15 protein-coding genes are annotated in these 17,706 nt (G+C 75.3%); 5 read left to right on the top strand and 10 right to left on the bottom strand.

From position 1 onward, the window contains the following. Positions 1 to 1,086, top strand: coding sequence for a hydrogenase expression/formation protein HypE (gene hypE, locus AB0E96_RS14875; RefSeq protein ID WP_359823072.1), 1,086 nt, complete (start codon positions 1 to 3; stop codon positions 1,084 to 1,086). A 79-nt stretch (positions 1,087 to 1,165) separates the two neighbouring features. Here hypE and AB0E96_RS14870 read toward each other — a convergent pair whose 3' ends face one another. The 8 genes from AB0E96_RS14870 to AB0E96_RS14835 all read right to left on the bottom strand — a co-directional run bounded on the left by AB0E96_RS14870 (position 1,166) and on the right by AB0E96_RS14835 (position 10,071). Continuing rightward, positions 1,166 to 2,260: an LLM class flavin-dependent oxidoreductase gene (locus AB0E96_RS14870; protein ID WP_359823040.1), complete on the bottom strand. Its 1,095-nt coding sequence runs from the start codon at positions 2,258 to 2,260 to the stop codon at positions 1,166 to 1,168. Positions 2,261 to 2,293: 33 nt separating this feature from the next. Next, the gene (locus AB0E96_RS14865) at positions 2,294 to 3,316 is read right to left on the bottom strand and encodes an LLM class F420-dependent oxidoreductase (RefSeq protein ID WP_359823037.1); all 1,023 of its coding nucleotides are present in this window, start codon (positions 3,314 to 3,316) and stop codon (positions 2,294 to 2,296) included. Positions 3,317 to 3,377: 61 nt separating this feature from the next. Further along, positions 3,378 to 4,991 carry an ABC transporter substrate-binding protein gene (locus AB0E96_RS14860; RefSeq protein WP_359823035.1) on the bottom strand — a complete coding sequence of 538 codons (1,614 nt, stop codon included), beginning with the start codon at positions 4,989 to 4,991 and terminating at the stop codon, positions 3,378 to 3,380. 99 nt (positions 4,992 to 5,090) lie between these two features. Further along, positions 5,091 to 5,876, bottom strand: coding sequence for an ABC transporter ATP-binding protein (locus AB0E96_RS14855; protein ID WP_359823032.1), 786 nt, complete (start codon positions 5,874 to 5,876; stop codon positions 5,091 to 5,093). Next, positions 5,873 to 6,676: an ABC transporter ATP-binding protein gene (locus AB0E96_RS14850; RefSeq protein WP_359823029.1), complete on the bottom strand. Its 804-nt coding sequence runs from the start codon at positions 6,674 to 6,676 to the stop codon at positions 5,873 to 5,875. Before AB0E96_RS14850 ends, AB0E96_RS14855 begins: the two co-directional genes overlap by 4 nt. Beyond that, positions 6,673 to 7,560: an ABC transporter permease gene (locus AB0E96_RS14845; protein WP_359823027.1), complete on the bottom strand. Its 888-nt coding sequence runs from the start codon at positions 7,558 to 7,560 to the stop codon at positions 6,673 to 6,675. Before AB0E96_RS14845 ends, AB0E96_RS14850 begins: the two co-directional genes overlap by 4 nt. Further along, the gene (locus AB0E96_RS14840; RefSeq protein ID WP_359823024.1) at positions 7,547 to 8,515 is read right to left on the bottom strand and encodes an ABC transporter permease; all 969 of its coding nucleotides are present in this window, start codon (positions 8,513 to 8,515) and stop codon (positions 7,547 to 7,549) included. The genes AB0E96_RS14845 and AB0E96_RS14840 overlap by 14 nt, the downstream gene beginning before the upstream one ends. Next, positions 8,512 to 10,071, bottom strand: coding sequence for an ABC transporter substrate-binding protein (locus AB0E96_RS14835; protein ID WP_359823022.1), 1,560 nt, complete (start codon positions 10,069 to 10,071; stop codon positions 8,512 to 8,514). The genes AB0E96_RS14840 and AB0E96_RS14835 overlap by 4 nt, the downstream gene beginning before the upstream one ends. Positions 10,072 to 10,320: 249 nt before the next feature. Here AB0E96_RS14835 and AB0E96_RS14830 point away from each other — a divergent pair, with 249 nt between their 5' ends. The 3 genes from AB0E96_RS14830 to AB0E96_RS14820 all read left to right on the top strand — a co-directional run bounded on the left by AB0E96_RS14830 (position 10,321) and on the right by AB0E96_RS14820 (position 13,700). Continuing rightward, complete coding sequence (locus AB0E96_RS14830; RefSeq protein ID WP_359823019.1) at positions 10,321 to 10,920, top strand: TetR family transcriptional regulator; 600 nt, start codon at positions 10,321 to 10,323, stop codon at positions 10,918 to 10,920. A 258-nt stretch (positions 10,921 to 11,178) separates the two neighbouring features. Continuing rightward, a complete protein-coding gene (locus tag AB0E96_RS14825) occupies positions 11,179 to 11,934 on the top strand; it encodes a tyrosine-protein phosphatase (RefSeq protein WP_359823017.1) in 756 nt (251 codons plus the stop codon). Beyond that, positions 11,931 to 13,700, top strand: coding sequence for a glycoside hydrolase family 3 N-terminal domain-containing protein (locus tag AB0E96_RS14820; RefSeq protein WP_359823015.1), 1,770 nt, complete (start codon positions 11,931 to 11,933; stop codon positions 13,698 to 13,700). The genes AB0E96_RS14825 and AB0E96_RS14820 overlap by 4 nt, the downstream gene beginning before the upstream one ends. A 492-nt stretch (positions 13,701 to 14,192) precedes the next feature. On the opposite strand, the gene AB0E96_RS14815 is transcribed toward AB0E96_RS14820, so the two are convergent. After that, entirely contained in the window at positions 14,193 to 14,726 is a 534-nt protein-coding gene (locus AB0E96_RS14815) for a hypothetical protein (RefSeq protein WP_359823012.1), read from the bottom strand. 73 nt (positions 14,727 to 14,799) lie between these two features. Next, the gene (locus AB0E96_RS14810; protein WP_359823069.1) at positions 14,800 to 16,110 is read right to left on the bottom strand and encodes an MFS transporter; all 1,311 of its coding nucleotides are present in this window, start codon (positions 16,108 to 16,110) and stop codon (positions 14,800 to 14,802) included. A gap of 600 nt (positions 16,111 to 16,710) precedes the next feature. On the opposite strand from AB0E96_RS14810, the gene AB0E96_RS14805 reads away from it, so the two are divergent. Next, the gene (locus tag AB0E96_RS14805; RefSeq protein WP_359823067.1) at positions 16,711 to 17,592 is read left to right on the top strand and encodes a DUF3027 domain-containing protein; all 882 of its coding nucleotides are present in this window, start codon (positions 16,711 to 16,713) and stop codon (positions 17,590 to 17,592) included. Positions 17,593 to 17,706 lie beyond the last annotated feature (114 nt).

The raw sequence follows: 17,706 nt of genomic DNA, 5'->3' as shown, positions 1-17,706 counted from the left end.
CTGCTCACCGGAACGGGCACCGAACTCCCCGCCGAGCGGCCGGACTTCTCCGGCTGGAGCTGCCCGCTGCCGCTGCGCGACCACCCCCGGGTGGTGATGGGCCACGGCGGCGGCGGGGCGCTCTCCGCCGAACTGGTGCAGAACCTCTTCGCGCCGGCCTTCGGCGGCCCGGTGCTCGCCGGGCTCGGCGACTCCGCCGTGCTGGAGCTCGGTGGCGCCCGGCTCGCCTTCTCCACCGACTCCTACGTGGTGCGGCCGCTGTTCTTCCCCGGCGGCTGCATCGGCGACCTCGCGGTCAACGGCACGGTCAACGACCTCGCCATGAGCGGGGCCCGGGCGGCGTACCTGTCCTGCGGCTTCATCCTGGAGGAGGGGGTGGAGATGGCCGTGCTGGACCGGGTCGCCCGGGCGGTCGGCGCGGCCGCCCGCACCGCCGGGGTGGAGATCGTCACCGGGGACACCAAGGTCGTCGAGGCCGGGCACGGGGACGGCGTCTACCTGAACACCGCCGGGATCGGGCTCGTCCCCGCCGGGGTCGACATCCGGCCGCAGCGGGCCCGGCCCGGCGACGTGGTGATCGTCAGCGGGCCGATCGGGCTGCACGGGGTGGCGATCATGAGCGTCCGGGAGGGCCTGGAGTTCGGGGTCGAGGTGCGCAGCGACAGCGCGGCGCTCGGCGGACTGGTCGAGGCGATGCTCGCGGCCACCGCCGACCTGCACGTGCTGCGCGACCCCACCCGGGGCGGACTGGCGGCGGCGCTCAACGAGATCGCCGCCGCGGCCGGGGTGGGCGTCGTGCTCAGCGAGCGCGACGTCCCCGTCCCGGAGCCGGTGGCCAACGCCTGCTCCGTGCTCGGCCTGGACCCGATGTACATCGCCAACGAGGGCAGGCTGGTCGCCTTCGTCCCGCGCGGGGCGGCGGACGCGGTGCTCGCCGCGATGCGCGCCCACCCGCGGGGAGCGGAGGCGGTGGTGATCGGCGAGTGCGTCGAGGAGCACCCGGGGATGGTCGTCGCCCGGACCGGGTTCGGCGGCACCCGGGTGGTCGACCTGCCGATGGGTGAACAGCTGCCGCGGATCTGCTGACGCCGCGCAGGTCGAATCCGGTGCCGCCCCGGGGAGCAGGATCCCCGGGGCGGCACCGGCGTGTGCGGGCCGGGAGGGTTCACCAGCCCCGGCGGTCCAACGGGGTGCCGTGGCCGGACCGGAGGTGCCGGACGAGGGTGCGGCGCAGCTCTCGGTCGTGGTCGGTCTCGACGGGCAGGTCGAGCTGGACGATGTCCACGCCCGCCGAGCGGAGGAGCCCGATCCGGGCCGCGACGGTGGCCGGCGAGCCGGTGTACGCGGCGGTGAGGGAGCGGCGCACGTAGGCCGCCACCTGCTCGTCCCCGTGGCCCGGGTCGGAGCGGCCGCGCTCGCGGTCCCGGTCGAGCTGGACGGCCTCCCGCCAGCGGCCGCCGGCGCCCCCGGCGGTGAGCCGCAGGGCGTCCCGGCGCAGCCGGCGGACCCGGTCGCGGGCCTCCTCGTCGGTGTCGGCGAGGACGACGGTGAGGTGCCGCCAGATCCGCAGGGTCCGGCCGTGGGCGGCGGCCGCGGCGCGGACCAGGGCGATCCGCCGCCGGGTGTCGGGCAGCGGCAGCGGGCTGACGGCGTACACCTGCGCGTAGCGGGCGGCGAGTTCGAGGCCCTGCGGGGACGAGCCGCCGAAGGAGAGCAGCTCGCCGCCGGGGTCCGGGTGCAGGCCGGGGCGGGCGGCCGTCACGGCGTAGAACTCGCCCTTGTGGTCGATGTCCTGGTCGGCGGTCAGGTAGCGGGTGAACAGGTCAAGGTACTCCTCGGCCCGGCGGTAGCGGTCGGCCTTGTCGAGGAGGTCGCCGTCGCGGGCCGTGTCGAGGTCGCTGGAGCCGATGATGACGTGGGCCGCCGCCCGGCCGCCGGAGAGGCGGTCCAGGGTGGCCAGGGAGCGGGCGGCGACGGTCGGGGCGGTGGTGCCGACCCGGTGGGCGACGGCGATCCGCAGCCGGGTGGTGGCGGCCAGCGCCCAGGAGGCCACCAGCCAGGGGTCGGGCCAGGAACTGGACTGCACCACCAGGGCGCTGTCCAGCCCGTCCTCCTCGTTCTCGCGCGCGGTGCGGGCGACGTGGGCCGGGTCGGCGGTGCGGTCGCGGCCGTCCGGCGCCCAGCGCAGGGCCTGCCGCTCCTGCGGGGTGTCGCCGGGAACGGGTGCGGCGCGGACCCCGCCGCGGATCTCCAGGGGCACGGCTACTCCTCGGATCGAAGGTGGCGGGGCGGGTCAGAGGGCGGCCGGGCCGAGCCGGGCCAGGGTGTCGAGCAGCTTGGCCCGGCTGACGAACACCTCGGGCGGCAGCGACACGTACAGCTGGATGGTGGTGACGCCCGGGCGGTGGTAGGCGAGGATGCGCTCGCGGCACTCCTCGGGCGAGCCGCTGACGAAGAGCCCGTCGACGACCTCGTCCGGCAGGGCCTTCTGGGCGCCCTCCGGGTCCCCCGAGGCCCAGAGCCGGTGGGTCTCGGCGAGCAGGTCGCCGTGGCCCAGCCACTCGTGGAACTTGCGGTACGGCTCGCGGTTGAGGATCCAGGCCAGGAAGGGCCGGGTGGCGCGGTGGGCGTAGTCGGTGTCCTCGGTGGGGCAGACGAAGACCTTCACCACCAGCTCCTTGCCGGGCGGCTGCGGGCCGACGGTGTCCAGGATCTTCGGCACGTCGTGCGGGAACAGCAGGTTGGTGATGACGCCGTCGCCCTCGTTGAAGCCGAGCCGGAGCATGTTGGGCCGCAGGGCGCCCAGGATCACCTTGACCGGTTCGGCCGGCGGGTGCGGCAGCCGGTAGCCGGTGATGTCGAAGGTGTCGAACCCGCCGGTGACGTACTCGCCGCGCAGCGCCCGGGTGACGAAGCGCAGCACGTCCCTGGTCCGCTTGAACGGCTCGTCGAAGGGGATGCCGTTGATGTCGGTGACATGGGCGGGGACGGAGGCGCCGATGCCCAGCAGGACGCGGCCCGGGGCGAGTTGGGCGAGCGTCGCGGCGGTCTGGGCGAGCACCGCGGGGCCGCGGGTGTGCACCGGGACGATGCCGGTGGCGATCCGCAGCGACGGGGACCACGCGGCGGTGGCGGCCAGCGGGGTGAAGGCGTCGGTGCCGCCGCCCTCGGCGCTCCACACGTCGGTGTAGCCGAGGTCGGGCAGCCGCTCGACCAGGAAGCGGTGCCGGTCGATGGTCAGGCCCGGCAGGGGCAGGGTGATGCCCCACTTGGGCGGCTGGGTCTCGGTGTGGTGGGGCGGGTACGGGGTGGTCATCGGACGGCGGTCCTTCCGGGGGTGCTCGGGCGCGGTGCTGGGGACGGTGGGGCCGGAGTGGTCAGCCGACCCACACCGTGGTGAGGTCGAGGAACCAGGACCGCGGCTGGACGAGTCCGTGGACCTTCGGCGAAAGGGCCCGCGGGTTGCGGTCGTTGACGACGAACAGCCACGGCGCGTCCTGGGTGACGCGGGCCAGGGCCTGGCGGTACCCGGCCTGCCGGGTGGCCTGGTCCGGGTCGGCGGCCGAGGAGGCGAGCAGCCCGTCGACCGCGGGGTCGGCGTAGTGGCCCGTCCAGAACGGGCTCTTGGAGCCGATGAACAGCGGCAGCAGCGCCTCGGACTGGAACAGCGTCGTGGACTGGGCGACGGCGTCGGACCCGAGTGCCACCTGGCCCTTGGCCTCGGCGCCGATCAGGGTGGTCCAGTCGGTGGTGCGCAGCTCGACCTTGATGCCGACGGCGGCGAGGTCCCGCTGGAGGGCCTCGGCGATCGGCACCGGCAGCAGGTTGCCGCTGCCGCCGGTGGGCACGGTGACGGAGGTGCTGAAGCCGTTCGGCAGGCCCGCCTCGGCGAGCAGCCGGCGTGCCCGGGCCGGGTCGTGGGAGTACACGTCGCCGGCCGGGTCGTAGGCGGCGGTGGCCCGGGGCGCGGCCTGGTAGGCGGGGTCGGCGGTGCCGTGCAGCAGCTTGTCGGCGATGGCCTCGCGGTCGATCGCGTAGTTGGCGGCCCGGCGCACCAACGGGTTGTCCCAGGGGGCCTTGGAGGTGTCCAGGATCCAGTACCAGAGGTGGTCGTAGCTGTTGGTGGCGACGGTGACGCCGTCGGCCTTGAGGCTGTCGATGTCGTCCGGGTTGGGGTACTCGATCCAGTTGACGCCGCCGGAGCGCAGGGCGGCGGTGCGGGCGGCGGCGTCCGGGAGCGCCTTGATCACGAGCCGGTCCAGCTTGGGGGCGCCGCGCCAGTAGCCCTTGTTGGCGGCGAGTTCGATCTGCTGGCCCTCGGTCTGCGAGACGAAGGAGAACGGGCCGGTGCCCACCGGGTGGCGGCCGAAGTCCGCCGACCCGGTCTTGCGGACGGCGGTCGGGCTGGCGATCAGGACGTGGGCGAGGTCCTCCGGGAAGTGGCCGTTGGGCTCGGTGGTGACCAGTTCGACGTGGTCGGCGTCGGTCTTGCGGTAGGAGGCGATGTCCCCCGCGTACTCCGCGGCGGCGGCGCCGAGGGCGTCGGTGTACTCGGGGCTGCTCTTGTCGAGGTAGCGCGCCAGGTTGAACACGACGGCGTCGGCGTCGAAGGGGGTGCCGTCCTGGAACGTCACGCCCTTGCGCAGGGTGAAGGTCCAGGTCTTGCGGTCGGCGGCGACCTGCCAGTCGGTGGCGAGCGCGCCGGTGACGACCGGCGGCTTGTCGGTGCCCTGGAGCAGCTCGTAGCGGGTGAGGCCCTCGTAGAGCTGGAAGGAGACCAGCCGCTTGCCCTCGAAGCCGGCGCCGCCGATCACGGTGTCGGTGTTGGGCAGCTTGCCGGTGGCGCCGACGACCAGGGTCCCGCCGCGGCCGTCGCCGCCCGCCCCGGCGGAGCCGCCGCCGGGCCCGGCGCAGCCGACGGCCGCGCCGAGCAGGGCGACGGCGGCCGGCAGGGCGACGGCTCTGGAGCGGGTACGGGCGGTGCGCTTCATGGTGATTCCTCGTCGGTTCGGTGGTGCTCGGTGGTACTCGGCGGTGCTTCGGCGGTACGGCGTGCGGGGCGGGCCGGTGGACCGGCGGCCTGGCGGCGGTCAGGGAGCGGAGGGGGCGGTGCCGGTGGCGGCGTCCAGCAGCGCCCGGGTGTACGGGTGCGCGGGGGAGTCCCAGAGGCGGTCGGCCGGGCCCTCCTCGACCACCCGGCCGTCCCGCAGCACCAGCACCCGGTGGGCGAGGTGGCGGACCACCGCGAGGTCGTGGGAGATGAACAGGTAGGCCAGGCCGGTGCGTTCGCGCAGCTCGGTGAGGAGGTCGAGCAGCCGGGCCTGCACGCCGCGGTCCAGGGCGGAGGTCGGCTCGTCGCAGACCAGCAGGTCCGGCCCGGTGGCCAGGGCCCGGGCGACGGCCACCCGCTGCAGCTGCCCGCCGGACAGTTCGCGCGGGTAGCGGGCGGCGAGTGCGGGCTCCAGGCCGACCCGGTCGAACAGCCGGGCGACGGCCTCGCCGCGCTCCGCGCGCGGGGTGCCGTGCAGCCGCAGCGCGAAGGCGACCGCCTCCCCGGCCCGCAGGCTCGGGTTGAGCGAGCCGCGCGGGTGCTGGGGGACGAACTGGAGCCGGCCCCGCAGCGCGCGGTCGGCCCGGCCGCGCAGCCGGTGCGGGTCGCGGCCGGCGAAGCGGACGGTGCCGGTGTCGGGGGCCAGCAGGCCGAGGGCGAGGCGGGCCAGGGTCGACTTCCCGGAGCCGGACTCGCCGACCAGGCCGACCGTCTCGCCGGGCGCGAGGGCGAGGCTGACGCCGTCCAGTGCGGTCTGGCCGCCGTAGCGCTTGCCGACGGCGTCCAGGACGAGCAGCGGGGCGGTGGTGTCGTGGTCGGCGCTCATCGGCGGGCTCCCGGTTCGGCGGCCACCAGGGCGGCGGTGAAGGCGTGCTCGGGCGTTTCCAACAGCCGCTCGGCCGGGCCGAGTTCGACGACCCGGCCGGCGCGCATGACGGCCACCGTGCCGCCGATCCGGCGGGCCACGGCGAGGTCGTGGGTGACGACCAGCAGGGCGATGCCGCGCTCGGCGCGCAGGGCGGTGAACAGGTCCAGGATCCGGCCGCGGACCAGCGCGTCCAGCGCGGTGGTCGGCTCGTCGGCGATCAGCAGCTCCGGGCCGCAGCAGACCGCGAGGGCGATCGCGGCGCGCTGGCGCAGGCCGCCGGAGAGCTCGTGGGGGTGGGCGCGGGCCCGCCGGGCGGGGTCGGGGACGTCGACGGCGGCGAGCAGTTCGGCGGCGGTGCGCAGCCGTTCGCGCCGGGAGAGGCGGCGCCGGTTGGTGATCGACTCGGTGACCTGCTCGGCGATCCGGACCACCGGGTTGAGCGAGGTCATCGGGTCCTGGTGGACCATGGCGATGCCGGTGCCGAGGAGTGCGGCGCGGCGGGCGGGGGTGGCGGCGAGCAAGTCCTCGCCGTTCAGCCGGACCTCGCCGGTGGCGACGGCCCGGGTGGTGCGCGATTCGACGCCGAGGACGGTGCGGGCGAGCACGGACTTGCCGGAGCCGGACTCGCCGACCACGCCGAGGCACTCGCCGGCCGCGATGGTGAGGCCGACGCCGTGCAGGACGTGCAGGGAGCGGCCGTCGGGGGTGTGCAGGACGGTGTCCAGCGAGCGGACGTCGAGGACGGGGGCGGAGGTCATCCGCGCGCTCCCTTCGCAGCGGCGGGGCCACCCGAACGCAGGTGCTCCCCGAGGTAGTTGAGGGCGAGGACGGTCAGGCAGAGCACCGCCGCGGGCGCCAGCGAGATCCACGGCGCGCTGCCGAGGGTGGTGCGGCCCTCGGCGATGATGCCGCCCCAGGAGGGCTCCGGCGGGCGCAGCCCGAAGCCGAGGAAGCTGAGCGAGCCCTCGGCGACGATGGCGACGGTGGTGGCGGTGAAGGCGAAGGTGAGCGCGACCGGCACGACGTGCGGGACGATCTCGCGGCGCAGGACGCGCAGCGGGGCGGTGCCGATCATCCGGGCGGCCTGGACGAAGCCGCGTTCGGTGAGGGAGAGCACCACGGCCCGTACCACCCGGGTGAAGTGGGGGACGGTGAACAGCCCGATGAGCGTGCCGATCACGGTGAGGCTCGGGCCGCGCATCGAGACCACGATCATCACCAGGATCAGGCTGGGGACGGACATCAGCAGGTCGGTCGCGAAGCCGATCGCCTTGTCGACCGGGCCGCGGAACCAGCCGGCGGCGAGGCCGAGGGTGCCGCCGCCGAGCAGGCCGACCAGGATGGTCAGGGCGGCGACGGTGAAGGAGGCGCGGGCGCCGGCGACGGTGCGCTGCAGGATGTCCCGTCCGGAGCCGTCGGTGCCCAGCCAGTGGCCGGGGCCGGGGGCGGCGGCGGGGTGGGCGAAGTCGCCGTGCAGCGGGTCGAAGCCGGGCAGCAGCGGCAGCAGCAGGGCGGCGAGGGCGACGACGGCCAGCCAGGCCGCGGCGGCGAGCACCCCGGCGGGCGGCCGGCGCCGGGTGGCGACGGTCGCGGGCTCGGCGGGCTCGGCGGGTGCGGCGGTCACGGTCTCAGCGGTGCTCATGGGCGATCCTCGGGTCGATCGTGCGGTACAGCAGGTCGACCGCGAGGGTGGCCGCGACCACGCCGAGGGCGCTGACCACCACCACGGCCTGGACGACCGGGAAGTCCCGACCGGCGATGGCCCCGGCGGCCAGGCTGCCGACGCCGGGGACGGCGAACAGCGACTCGACCAGCACCGAGCCGCCCAGTGAGGTCCCGATGCCGATCCCGACCAGCGTCACCAGCGGCAGGCTGGACGGCCGCAGGGCGCGGCGCAGCAGCAGCCGGGTGGTGCCCATGCCGCGGCTGCGGGCGGCGGCGATGTACGGCTGGTCGAGGGTGTCGATCAGCTGTCCGCGCAGGGTGCGGGTGAACACGGCGGCCTCGGTGAGGCCGAGGGTGAGGGCGGGCAGGACGAGGTGGCGCAGGTTCTCGGCCGGGTCCTCGGTGAACGGGGTCCAGCCGGTGGCGGGCAGCACGCGCAGCTGGACGGCGGCGATCCAGATGAGCAGCAGGCCGAGGGCGAAGCCGGGGACGGCGAGCCAGCCGAAGGTGCCGGCGGTGGCGATCCGGTCGAAGGTGCCGCCGGGCCGCCAGGCGGAGAGCAGGGCGACGGGCACGGCCAGGCAGAGCGCCACCAGCTGGGCGGCGAGGAAGAGTTCGAGGGTGACGGGGATGCGGTCGGCGAGTTCGGTGGTGACGGCCGCTCCGGTGGACAGCGAGTGGCCGAGGTCGCCGTGCAGGGCGTCGGCGATCCACTGCCAGGTGGCGGCGAGCACGTTGCGGTCCAGGCCGAGCCCGGCCTCGTAGACGGAGATCTGTTCGGGGGTGGCGGTGGGGCCGAGGGCGGCGACGGCGGGTGAGCCGGGCATCAGGTGGGGCAGGGCGAGCGCGGCGACGGTGACGAGCAGCAGCACGGCCGCGGCGCGGCCGAGCCGTCCGCCGTACCGCAGGGCGGTCCGGGTGCCGGGGGTCATCGCTTCACCCACAGGGTGGCGGGGGAGACGCCGAGGACGGTGCGCCTGGACAGGTCGGGCAGTCCGCCGACCCTGGCGGCGCCGAGGTAGCCGACGGTGTTCTCGGTGAGGAAGGCCATCGGGGCTTCGTCGACGACCCGCTGGGCGGCCTGGCGGTAGGCGGCGGTCCGCTTGCCGGGGTCGGTCGAGGCGCGGCCCGCGGCGATCGCCCGCGCGGTCTCGGGGTCGGACCAACCCATGAAGTTGTAGGGGGAGTCGGGCAGGTAGAGGCTGCCGAGCGCGGTGTCGGTGTCGCCGAACATGCTGGTGATGAAGTCCATCACCTGGAACTTGCGCTGGAGCATCGCGGTGCCCAGGGCGGCCTGGTCGAGCGGCTTGACGGTCATCCTGATCCCGGCTTCGCCGAGCATCTGCTGGAGCACGGTGGCGCGCTGCTGGGCCTCGGGGCGGCTGTCGACGAGGTACTCGAAGGCGAGGTCGGGGTGGCCGGCCTCGGCGAGCAGGGCGCGGGCCCGGGCCGGGTCGTGGGCCGGGTGGCCGGCGGTGCCGCGGTACGGGGAGCGGGATCCGATCGGGCCGTCGGAGACGCTGCCCTGGCCGAGGAAGACGACCTTCTCCAGGGCGTCGCGGTCGATCGCGTACTGGACCGCCCGGCGGACCCGGACGTCGTCGAAGGGCGCGGCCTTGGTGTTGAAGACGACGGTGCTGGTGGAGCCGGGCCCGGTGGCGGTGCGCAGCCCGTCGGCGGGGGCCTGCTTGAGCTGGCTGGGCGTCTCGGTCCAGATCAGGTCGGTGTCGCCGGAGCGCAGCGACTGGTAGCGGCTGTCGGCGTCGGGCAGCACCCGGTAGACGAGTTTGTCGGCGTGCCCCTTGGCACCCCAGTACGCGGGGTTGCGGGTGAGGGTGACGGACACTCCGGGCTGGACGCTCTCGACGGTGTACGGGCCGGAGCCGACGGCGGGGGAGTCGCCGCTGGGCGCTTCGGAGACGTAGCCGAGGGCGCGGGTGAACAGGTTGGGGAAGGCGGCGTCGGGTGCCTTGAGGGTGAAGGCGACGCTGGTCGGGCCGTTGACGGTGGTGGCGGCGATGGCGGCCGCGTCGAGGGCGCAAGCGCACTTGCTCTCCGGCTTGGCGAGCCGGGTCACGTGGTCGGCGACGGCCTGGGCGTCCAGCGGCTTGCCGTCGCTGAACGTGACGCCCTCGCGCAGGTCGAGGGTCCAGACGGTGGCGTCGGCGTCGGGGGTGAAGGACTTGGCGAGGTAGGGCTCGACGGTGCCGTTGTCGCCGTTGACCATCAGCGGGTCGTAGAGGGCGTTGGCGAGGACCATCATCGGCATCTGGGTCAGGGTGCCGTCGGCGGGGTCGAGTTTGGCGAACGGCCGGTCCAGGCCGATCTTGAGCGTGCCGCCGTCCACGGCCGGCCCGTCGTTCGCCGGGCCGGCGGTCCCGGCGGCGGCGCCGGTTCCCGACAGGGCGTCGTCGGAGGCGGAGCAGGCGGTGAGCGCGAGTGCGGCCGCGCAGGCCGTCGCCGCCAGGAGGTGGGTGTGCCGCTTCATGGTTCCTCGGTTCGGGGGGTGCGGGGGCGGCCAGGGGGGAGTTCGGCCGCCGACGCGACACACCATTCCGGAAGTGGCAGTACTGCCAAAAGGCAGTTGTGCAAATTCCGGATGACGAAACCCCGAAGAGTCGGCGCCCGCCTTGAGCGGGCCCGGTCGGACGTGGTTCCGTACTCATGGCCGCCCCCTCGGCGGCCCCACCCACCCACAACACCCACACTCGACTCACCGAACGGGAGCGGAAGAACGATGCAGGGGACGGACACCGCGGCGGAGCAGGGCATGCGCGACCGCAAGAAGGCGCGCACCCGCGACAGCATCCGCAGCGCGGCACTCGACCTCTTCGAGGAGCAGGGGTACGAGCGCACCACCGTGGACCAGATCTGCCGCCGCGCCGACGTCGCCCACCGCACCTTCTTCCGCTACTACCCCGCCAAGGAGGCCCTGCTGTTCGGCTGGGACTTCGGGCAGGCCGTGCTCGACGCCTTCGCCGCCGCCCCCGCCGAACTCCCGCTCTGGGCCGCGCTCGACCAGGCGCTGACCGTCACCGGCGGACGGCTGGAGGAGCCCGTCGAGCACACCGACCGGCGGCGCCGGCTGCGCCGGGGCCTGCTCGACGTGCACTCCGTGCACAACTACGCCCTGGTCGTCCTCGACGCCTTCACCGAACGCACCGTCACCATCGCCGCCGAGCGGCTCGGTGTGGACCCGGCCGCCGACCTGCGTCCGACCGCGCTCGGCGCGATGTTCGGCGGCATGGTGCGGCGCCACGTCCTGATCAGCTCGGAGAGCGGCACCCTGGCCGACTGGGTCAAGGCCTACCGGGACGTGCTCGCCACCGCGGGCTGACCGGCCGCTGACCCCACTGGCCCCCTGATCCCACCAGCCCCCTGACCACCTGACCACCTGAACCCCCGGTACTCCCGGGCGCGCCGCCGGCCGCCCGGACGGCACCGCACGCCCTCCTCCGCCCCGTCAACCCCCGGCGCGGCTTCGCCGTGCCCTCCTCCACCCCGTCAACCCCCGGCGCGGCTTCGCCGTGCCCTCTTCCGCCACCCCCCCGCACACCTCTCGCACCACCCTTCGCACTTCCTGAAAGGCCCCCGCATGTCCCTGGTCAACTTCCGCGACCCCGCGGTGCTCACCGACCCCGCGAGCCGCTGGATCCGCCCCGGCGCCCTGTTCCGCTCCGCCCAGCCCTTCCCCGCCGCCGACGCGGACACCATCGCCCAACTGCGCGAGCACGGCATCACCACCGTCGTCGACCTCCGCGGCGAGGCCGAGAGCGACCCCGGGGACTGGGCCGCCGCCGAGGCCGCCGGCATCGCCGTCGTCGCCGCCCGGATCAACCCGGGCAACGACGAGCTGGACCGGGCCATGCGCGCCATGACCACCGCCGAGGACCTCGGCGCCTTCTACCTGCTGATGGCCGAGTCCGCGCCGCGGGCCCTGGCCGCCGCCGTCGAGGCCACCGCCCGCCCCGGCGGCGTGCTGGTCCACTGCGCCGCCGGCAAGGACCGCACCGGGCTGCTCACCGCGCTGCTGCTGGAACTGCTCGGGGTGCCCGCCGAGGAGATCGTCGCCGACTACGCCCGCACCAACGCGGCGCTCCAGCAGATCTGGGCCGGCCTCGCCGACCGCAACCGGGCGGCCCTGAACGAGGTCGAGGCCGGTCGGCTGACCGTCCCCGCGCCGCTGCTGGAGGCCCCGGCCGGGGCGATGGTCACCTTCCTCGACCTGGTCCGCACCCGGCACGGCGGCGCCGCCGGCTTCCTGACGGCCTGCGGGGTCACCACCGGGACCCTGGACGCCTTCACCGCCAAGGCCGCCGCCCGTACCGAGACCGTCGAGGTGACGGCATGACGGCGACCCTGCTCCGGCACACCGACGGCACCCCGTTCCGCGACCTCAACCACAACGGCACCATGGAGCCCTACGAGGACCCGCGGCTGCCCGTCGAGGACCGGGTCGAGGACCTCCTCGCCCGGATGACCACGGCGGAGAAGGCCGCGCTGATGCTCCACGGCCGGATGTTCCCCGGCGAGAACCTGCCGTTCCCCTCCGGCGCCCACCTGATCCCCGAGCGCGGCCTCACCCACTTCGCCATGATGGCCGTCCCCGACCCGCGCGCCATGGCGGAGTGGAACAACCACGTCCAGGACCTCGCCGCGGCCGCCCGGCTGGGCATCCCCGTCACCCTCTCCTCCGACCCCCGGCACGGCTTCACCGCCAACCCGGCCACCGCCCACACCGGCGGCGGCTTCAGCACCGGGCCCGAGCCGATCGGCCTCGCCGCCACCGACGACCCCGAACTGGTGCGCCGCTACGCCGACCTGATCCGCCGGGAGCTGTGCGCCGTCGGCATCCGCGTCGCCATCCACCCGATGGCCGACCTGGCCACCGAGCCCCGCTGGGCCCGGATCAGCGGCACCTTCGGGGAGGACCCGGACCGCGCCTCGCGGATGATCACCGCGTACATCGAGGGCCTCCAGGGCGAGCGGATCGGCCCGGACAGCGTCGCCTGCATGACCAAGCACTTCCCCGGCGGCGGCCCGCAGGCCGGCGGCGAGGACTCGCACTTCGCGGCCGGGCGCCGACTGGTCTACCCCGGCGGCGAGTTGGAGACCCACCTGCGGCCCTTCGAGGCGGCCTTCGCCGCGGGCACCGCGCAGATCATGCCCGCCTACGCGATCCCCTCCGGCAGCGGCCTCGCCGAGGTCGGCGCCAACTTCAACCGGGACGTCATCACCGGTCTGCTGCGGGGGCGTTACGGCTTCGACGGCGTGGTCTGCACCGACTTCAACGCCATCACCGGCATGGACGTCCCCGGGGTGGTCAGCCTGCCCCCGCGGCACTGGGGGGTCGAGGAACTGTCCGTCGCCGAGCAGGTCGTGCTCACCCTGGACGCGGGCGCCGACCAGCTCGGCGGCGAGACGGACCCGGAGCTGATCCTGGCCGCCGTCCGCTCGGGCGCCGTCACCGAGGCCCGGCTGGACGAGTCGGCGCGCCGCATCCTGCGCGACAAGTTCCGCCTCGGCCTCTTCGACGACCCGTATGTGGACCCGGACGCGGCCGCCGGCCTGGTCGGCACCCCGGAGGGCCGGGCGCTCGGCCGCGAGGTCCAGCGCCGCTCCGTGGTCCACCTGGCGGGCGAGCCGCGCGGCGCGGGGCGGCTGTACGTCGAGGGCGTCGATCCGGAGGTCGCCGCCCGCTACGGCACCGTCGTCGAACGCCCGGAGGAGGCCGACCTGGCCGTGCTCCGCCTCGCCACCCCGTACGAGCGGCGCGAGGGCATGCTGGAACAGCACTTCCACAGCGGCTCGTTGGAGTTCGAGCCGGCCGAGGCCGAGCGGCTCGCCGCGCTGGCCGCCGCCGTTCCCACGGTCTTCGCCGCCCAGCTGGAACGGCCCGCGGTGCTCACCCCGCTCGCCCCGCACGCGGCCCTGCTGATCGGGGAGTTCGGCGCCGCGGACGAGGTCGTCCTGGACGCCGCGCTCGGCCGGGCCCCGATGACCGCGACCCTCCCGTTCGACCTGCCGGTCTCCGACGCCGCCGTCGCCGAGGCCCGCGAGGACGTCCCCTTCGACACCCGCGCCCCGCTCTTCCGCTGCGGCCACCGCGCGCTCTGAGCCGCCTCGGCACGGGGCCCGCCACCACCCGGTGGCGGGCCCCGTGCCGTCGGGGTCCGGTGTCCGGTGCCCGGCGCCGTCGAGGGGGGTGAGGCACCCGTGGCATGGCCGGTCGGGAACGGCCCCGCGCCCGGGGCGTGAACTCCCGACGATCGTGCTCGGAGAATCCCGAGAACCCGTCAACAAGGCGAGCGGTGAGTGTTATGTTACCCGGCGGTCGGGGCCGGATCCGCGGGCTTCGACCCACGCTCCCTCAGCGCAAGTCGGCACCGCTCCAGCACCGTTGACCCGAAGGGACCCTCCACGTGACCGTGCGCAAGCTGACGCTGTCAGCCGCCGCGACAACCACCGTGCTCCTGCTCTGCGGCACCGTCCTGAACGGAGCGGCGGCCTCGGCGGCCACCGCGACGACGACGAGCAGCCGGGCCCGTGCGGGGCCCGACTGCTCGTTCCGGCCGTCGGGGACGGCGCGCGCTGTCATCCGCCGGACCGTCAGCTGTTGTCCTTGCTGTTCAGCTGGAAGTACCAGACGGCGATCGGGGACTCCTGCTCCGGGTCGCCCTCGACCACGGTGACCACGGTCTTGCCGCTGGAGTTCAGCAGCTTGCCGGCGGCCTGGGCGCCGGACCAGGTCTGGCCCTTGGAGGCCGAGAACAGGCTGTAGCGCCCGCCCTGGTTGGCCGAGCCGCCGTTGGTGAAGGCCCACCAGCCCGTGTCGGCCACGTTCGGCGAGACGCCGACGCCGACCCGGTCGCTGCCCACGACGTCCGAGGAGGGCAGCGTGCCGTCCTTCAGCGCCTTGGTCGCGTCCAGCTGGCACTGCTGCTGCTGGTCCTCGGTGAGCGGGCTGCCGTTGTTCCAGCACAGCGGCTGCGCGACGACCGAGGAGTTGCCGACCGTCAGCGTGGCCTGGTGGGAGATGTGCTCGGTCTGGCCGGCGGCGATGGCGACGGAGGTGCCCACCGTGGCGGCGCCGACCACGACGACGGCGCCGAGGGCGGCGATGGCACGGGAATTGAGGCTCATGCGTCAGAATCTACCGGGCCTGGCCGATCACGCGACGCGGGGGTCCGCACCGCGTGTTGCCGACGGGCCCCGGTCAGGCCACCCGGGGCGCCGCCGGATGCCGCCGCAGGCCCACCCGGAACAGCGAGCGGAGCGTCCACAGCAGCACCAGGGCGACCACCCCGGCGGCGATCGACAGGCCCAGCTTGCCGTTCAGCGGCAGCAGGATGCCGACCGCGCCGCCCGCCACCCAGGACAGCTGCATCAGGGTCTCCGAACGGGCGAACGCCGAGGTCCGCACCGTCTCCGGGACGTCCCGCTGGATCAGCGCGTCCAGCGACAGCTTGCCCAGCGAGGCCGCCATCCCGGCCGCCCCGGCGACCAGAACCACCGTCACCACGCCGTACCAGAGCGCGGCCGCCGCCGTCACGCAGGTCGCCAGCAGCAGCATCGCGGTGACCGTCGCCTCCGGGCCCCGGGTGCGCAGCCAGGAGCCGAGCACCGAACCCAGCGCGTTGCCCGTCCCGGCCGCCAGCGCCACCAGGCCCAGCGCCACCGTCGGCTGGAGCCCGCCGATCGGCTCCTCCCGCAGCAGGAAGGCCAGGAACATCACCAGGAAGCCGACCAGCCACTTCATCGCCGACATCGCCCGCAGCGCCAGGATCACCGAGGGGCCGACCGTGCGCAGCGAGGCCTTGACCGGCGGCGGCCGGTGGTGGATCAGGTGCGAGCCCTCGCCGTGCACCTCGGCGTGCAGGACGGCGCGCTGCTCGCCCTTGGCCGAGTCCACCGCGGGCGGCAGGTGGAAGGCCATCAGGGTGCCGATCACGAACACCAGGAAGGCGCCGCGCAGCGGCCAGCCGGGCCCGATCAGGTGCAGCAGCCCGCCCACCGCGGCCGCCACGCCGGTGGCCAGCAGCCCGGCCAGGGTGACCCGGGAGTTCGCCTTCACCAGGGACAGCCGGCTCGGCAGCAGCCGGGGCACCACCACGCTGCGCACCACGCCGTACGCCTTGGACGCCACCAGCACGCCGAGCGCCTCCGGGTAGAGCGCGATGCCGCCGCCGGCGATCACCCCGGCCATCGTCCAGGCCAGCACCGCCCGGGCCAGCATGGCCATCGCCATGGCCGCCCGGCGGCCGTGCGGCAGGCGGTCCAGCAGCGGGCCGACCACGGGGGCCAGGAGGGCGAAGGGGGCCATCGTGATCAGCAGGTAGAGCGCGACCCGGCCGCGGGCCTCGCCGGTGGGCACGGAGAAGAAGATGGTGGACGCCAGCGCGATGGTGATCAGCATGTCGCCGAAGGAGTTCAGCGCGTGCAGCTCGATCAGCTTCGCGAGGCCGGACTCGCCGGCGCCCTCGGCGGCGGTGGCCCGGCGGATCCGGCGGCCGGTGCCGTGGACCACCTTGCCGGTGCGGGAGCCGGCGGCGGAGGCGGTGCGGACCAGGAAGTGCCGGCGGGGTTCGGGAGCCTCGTCCTCGTCCTCCTCGCCCGCGGCGGCCGGCTCCGGCAGGGCCGGCCCGGCGGTGTCGGCGGCCCGGGGCGCGAGGGGGTGCACGGGGGCGGCGGGCGTCTCGGGGCCGTCCGCCGGCTGCGGGTCGTCCGCGCCGGGGACCGGAGGCTGCTGTCGCGGCACGGCGTCCGCGTGGTCGGGGCTGCCGGCCTGCGGGGCGCGCAGTGCGTGCTGCGACGGGTCGTGGTCCGCCACAAGCCCATCCTGCCCCAGAATCGGCGAGCCGACGCGGGACCGGACCCGCTCGGCGCGGCCTCTCGGAAGGGACGTGTCCGCCCCGGACTGTGCCGGGGTGCCGGGCGACGGGTAGCCTGCCCAGGGTCGACCCGCCGGGGCGCCGGGGCGCCGGCAGGCCGGTCGAGCGGCGCGGCCGGTACCCGAGGGGGCTCCCGGTCGCGCAGAATGGACGAGGGACACCGAGCCGCGACGGAACAGGCAACACGCCGTGGGCGACAGAAGAACTGGGAGAGAATCGACGCCGTGAGTGCTGCGATGCGAAGCCGTACCCCCGACCGGCTCTGTGCCGAGGCCGTCGAACTCGCCCGCCAGGCCGCCGAGGAGGCCGTCGGTGCGGAGGCCGTCGGGCCGCACCTGGGCGTCCAGGCGGACGCCGACCGCGTCGTCACCCACACCTTCGAGTGCCTCGACGCGGCCTACCGCGGCTGGCACTGGGCGGTCACCGTGGCCCGTGCGCCGCGCGCCAAGAACGTCACCCTGGACGAGGTCGTGCTGCTGCCCGGTGCCGACGCGGTGCTCGCCCCCGAGTGGGTGCCGTGGAGCGACCGGCTGCGCCCCGGCGACATGGGCCCGGGCGACCTGCTGCCCACCGGCGCCGACGACCTGCGCCTGGAGCCCGGCTGGACCGGCGAGGACGAGCCGGCGCCGAACTCCGCGGTCGCCCTGGCGGACGACGAGGACCTGGTCGTCACCGACCCGCACATCCAGCCCGCCCCGGCCCGCGCCCGGATCGACGCCGTCGCCGGGGAGCTGGGCCTGGGCCGCAGCCGGGTGCTCTCCCGGCTGGGCCTGCACCTGGCCGCCGACCGCTGGGAGAAGTCCCACGGCCCGCAGACCCCGATGGCGCAGGCCGCCCCGGCCTCGTGCGCGAGCTGCGGCTTCCTGGTCCCGATCGGCGGCTCGCTCGGGCAGGCCTTCGGCGTGTGCGGCAACGAGTTCGGCCCGGCCGACGGCCAGATCGTCTCCTTCGCGTACGGCTGCGGCGGGCACTCCGAGGCGGCCGTCATCCCGGCCCCGCCGGCGCCGTCCGAGCTGATCCTGGACGAGCTGGTGGTCGAGCCGCTCCCGCTGCACCCCGACCGCGCCTCCGGCTCCGTCGAGCCCGACGCTCCGGCCGAGGAGCTCGGCCACTCCTGAGCGGTCTTCCTGAGCGACGTTCCACCGCGGCCCGCCCGGCACCCGCCGGCGCGGGCCGCGGTGCGTTCCGGGCGGTTCCGGGCCGGCGTCGGCACCCGCCGCCGGCCGGCCGCC

Origin of the sequence: Kitasatospora sp. NPDC036755 (assembly GCF_040636595.1) — a bacterium.
Classification (GTDB): Bacteria; Actinomycetota; Actinomycetes; order Streptomycetales; family Streptomycetaceae; genus Kitasatospora.
This window is presented reverse-complemented; position numbering and strand designations above follow the sequence as displayed.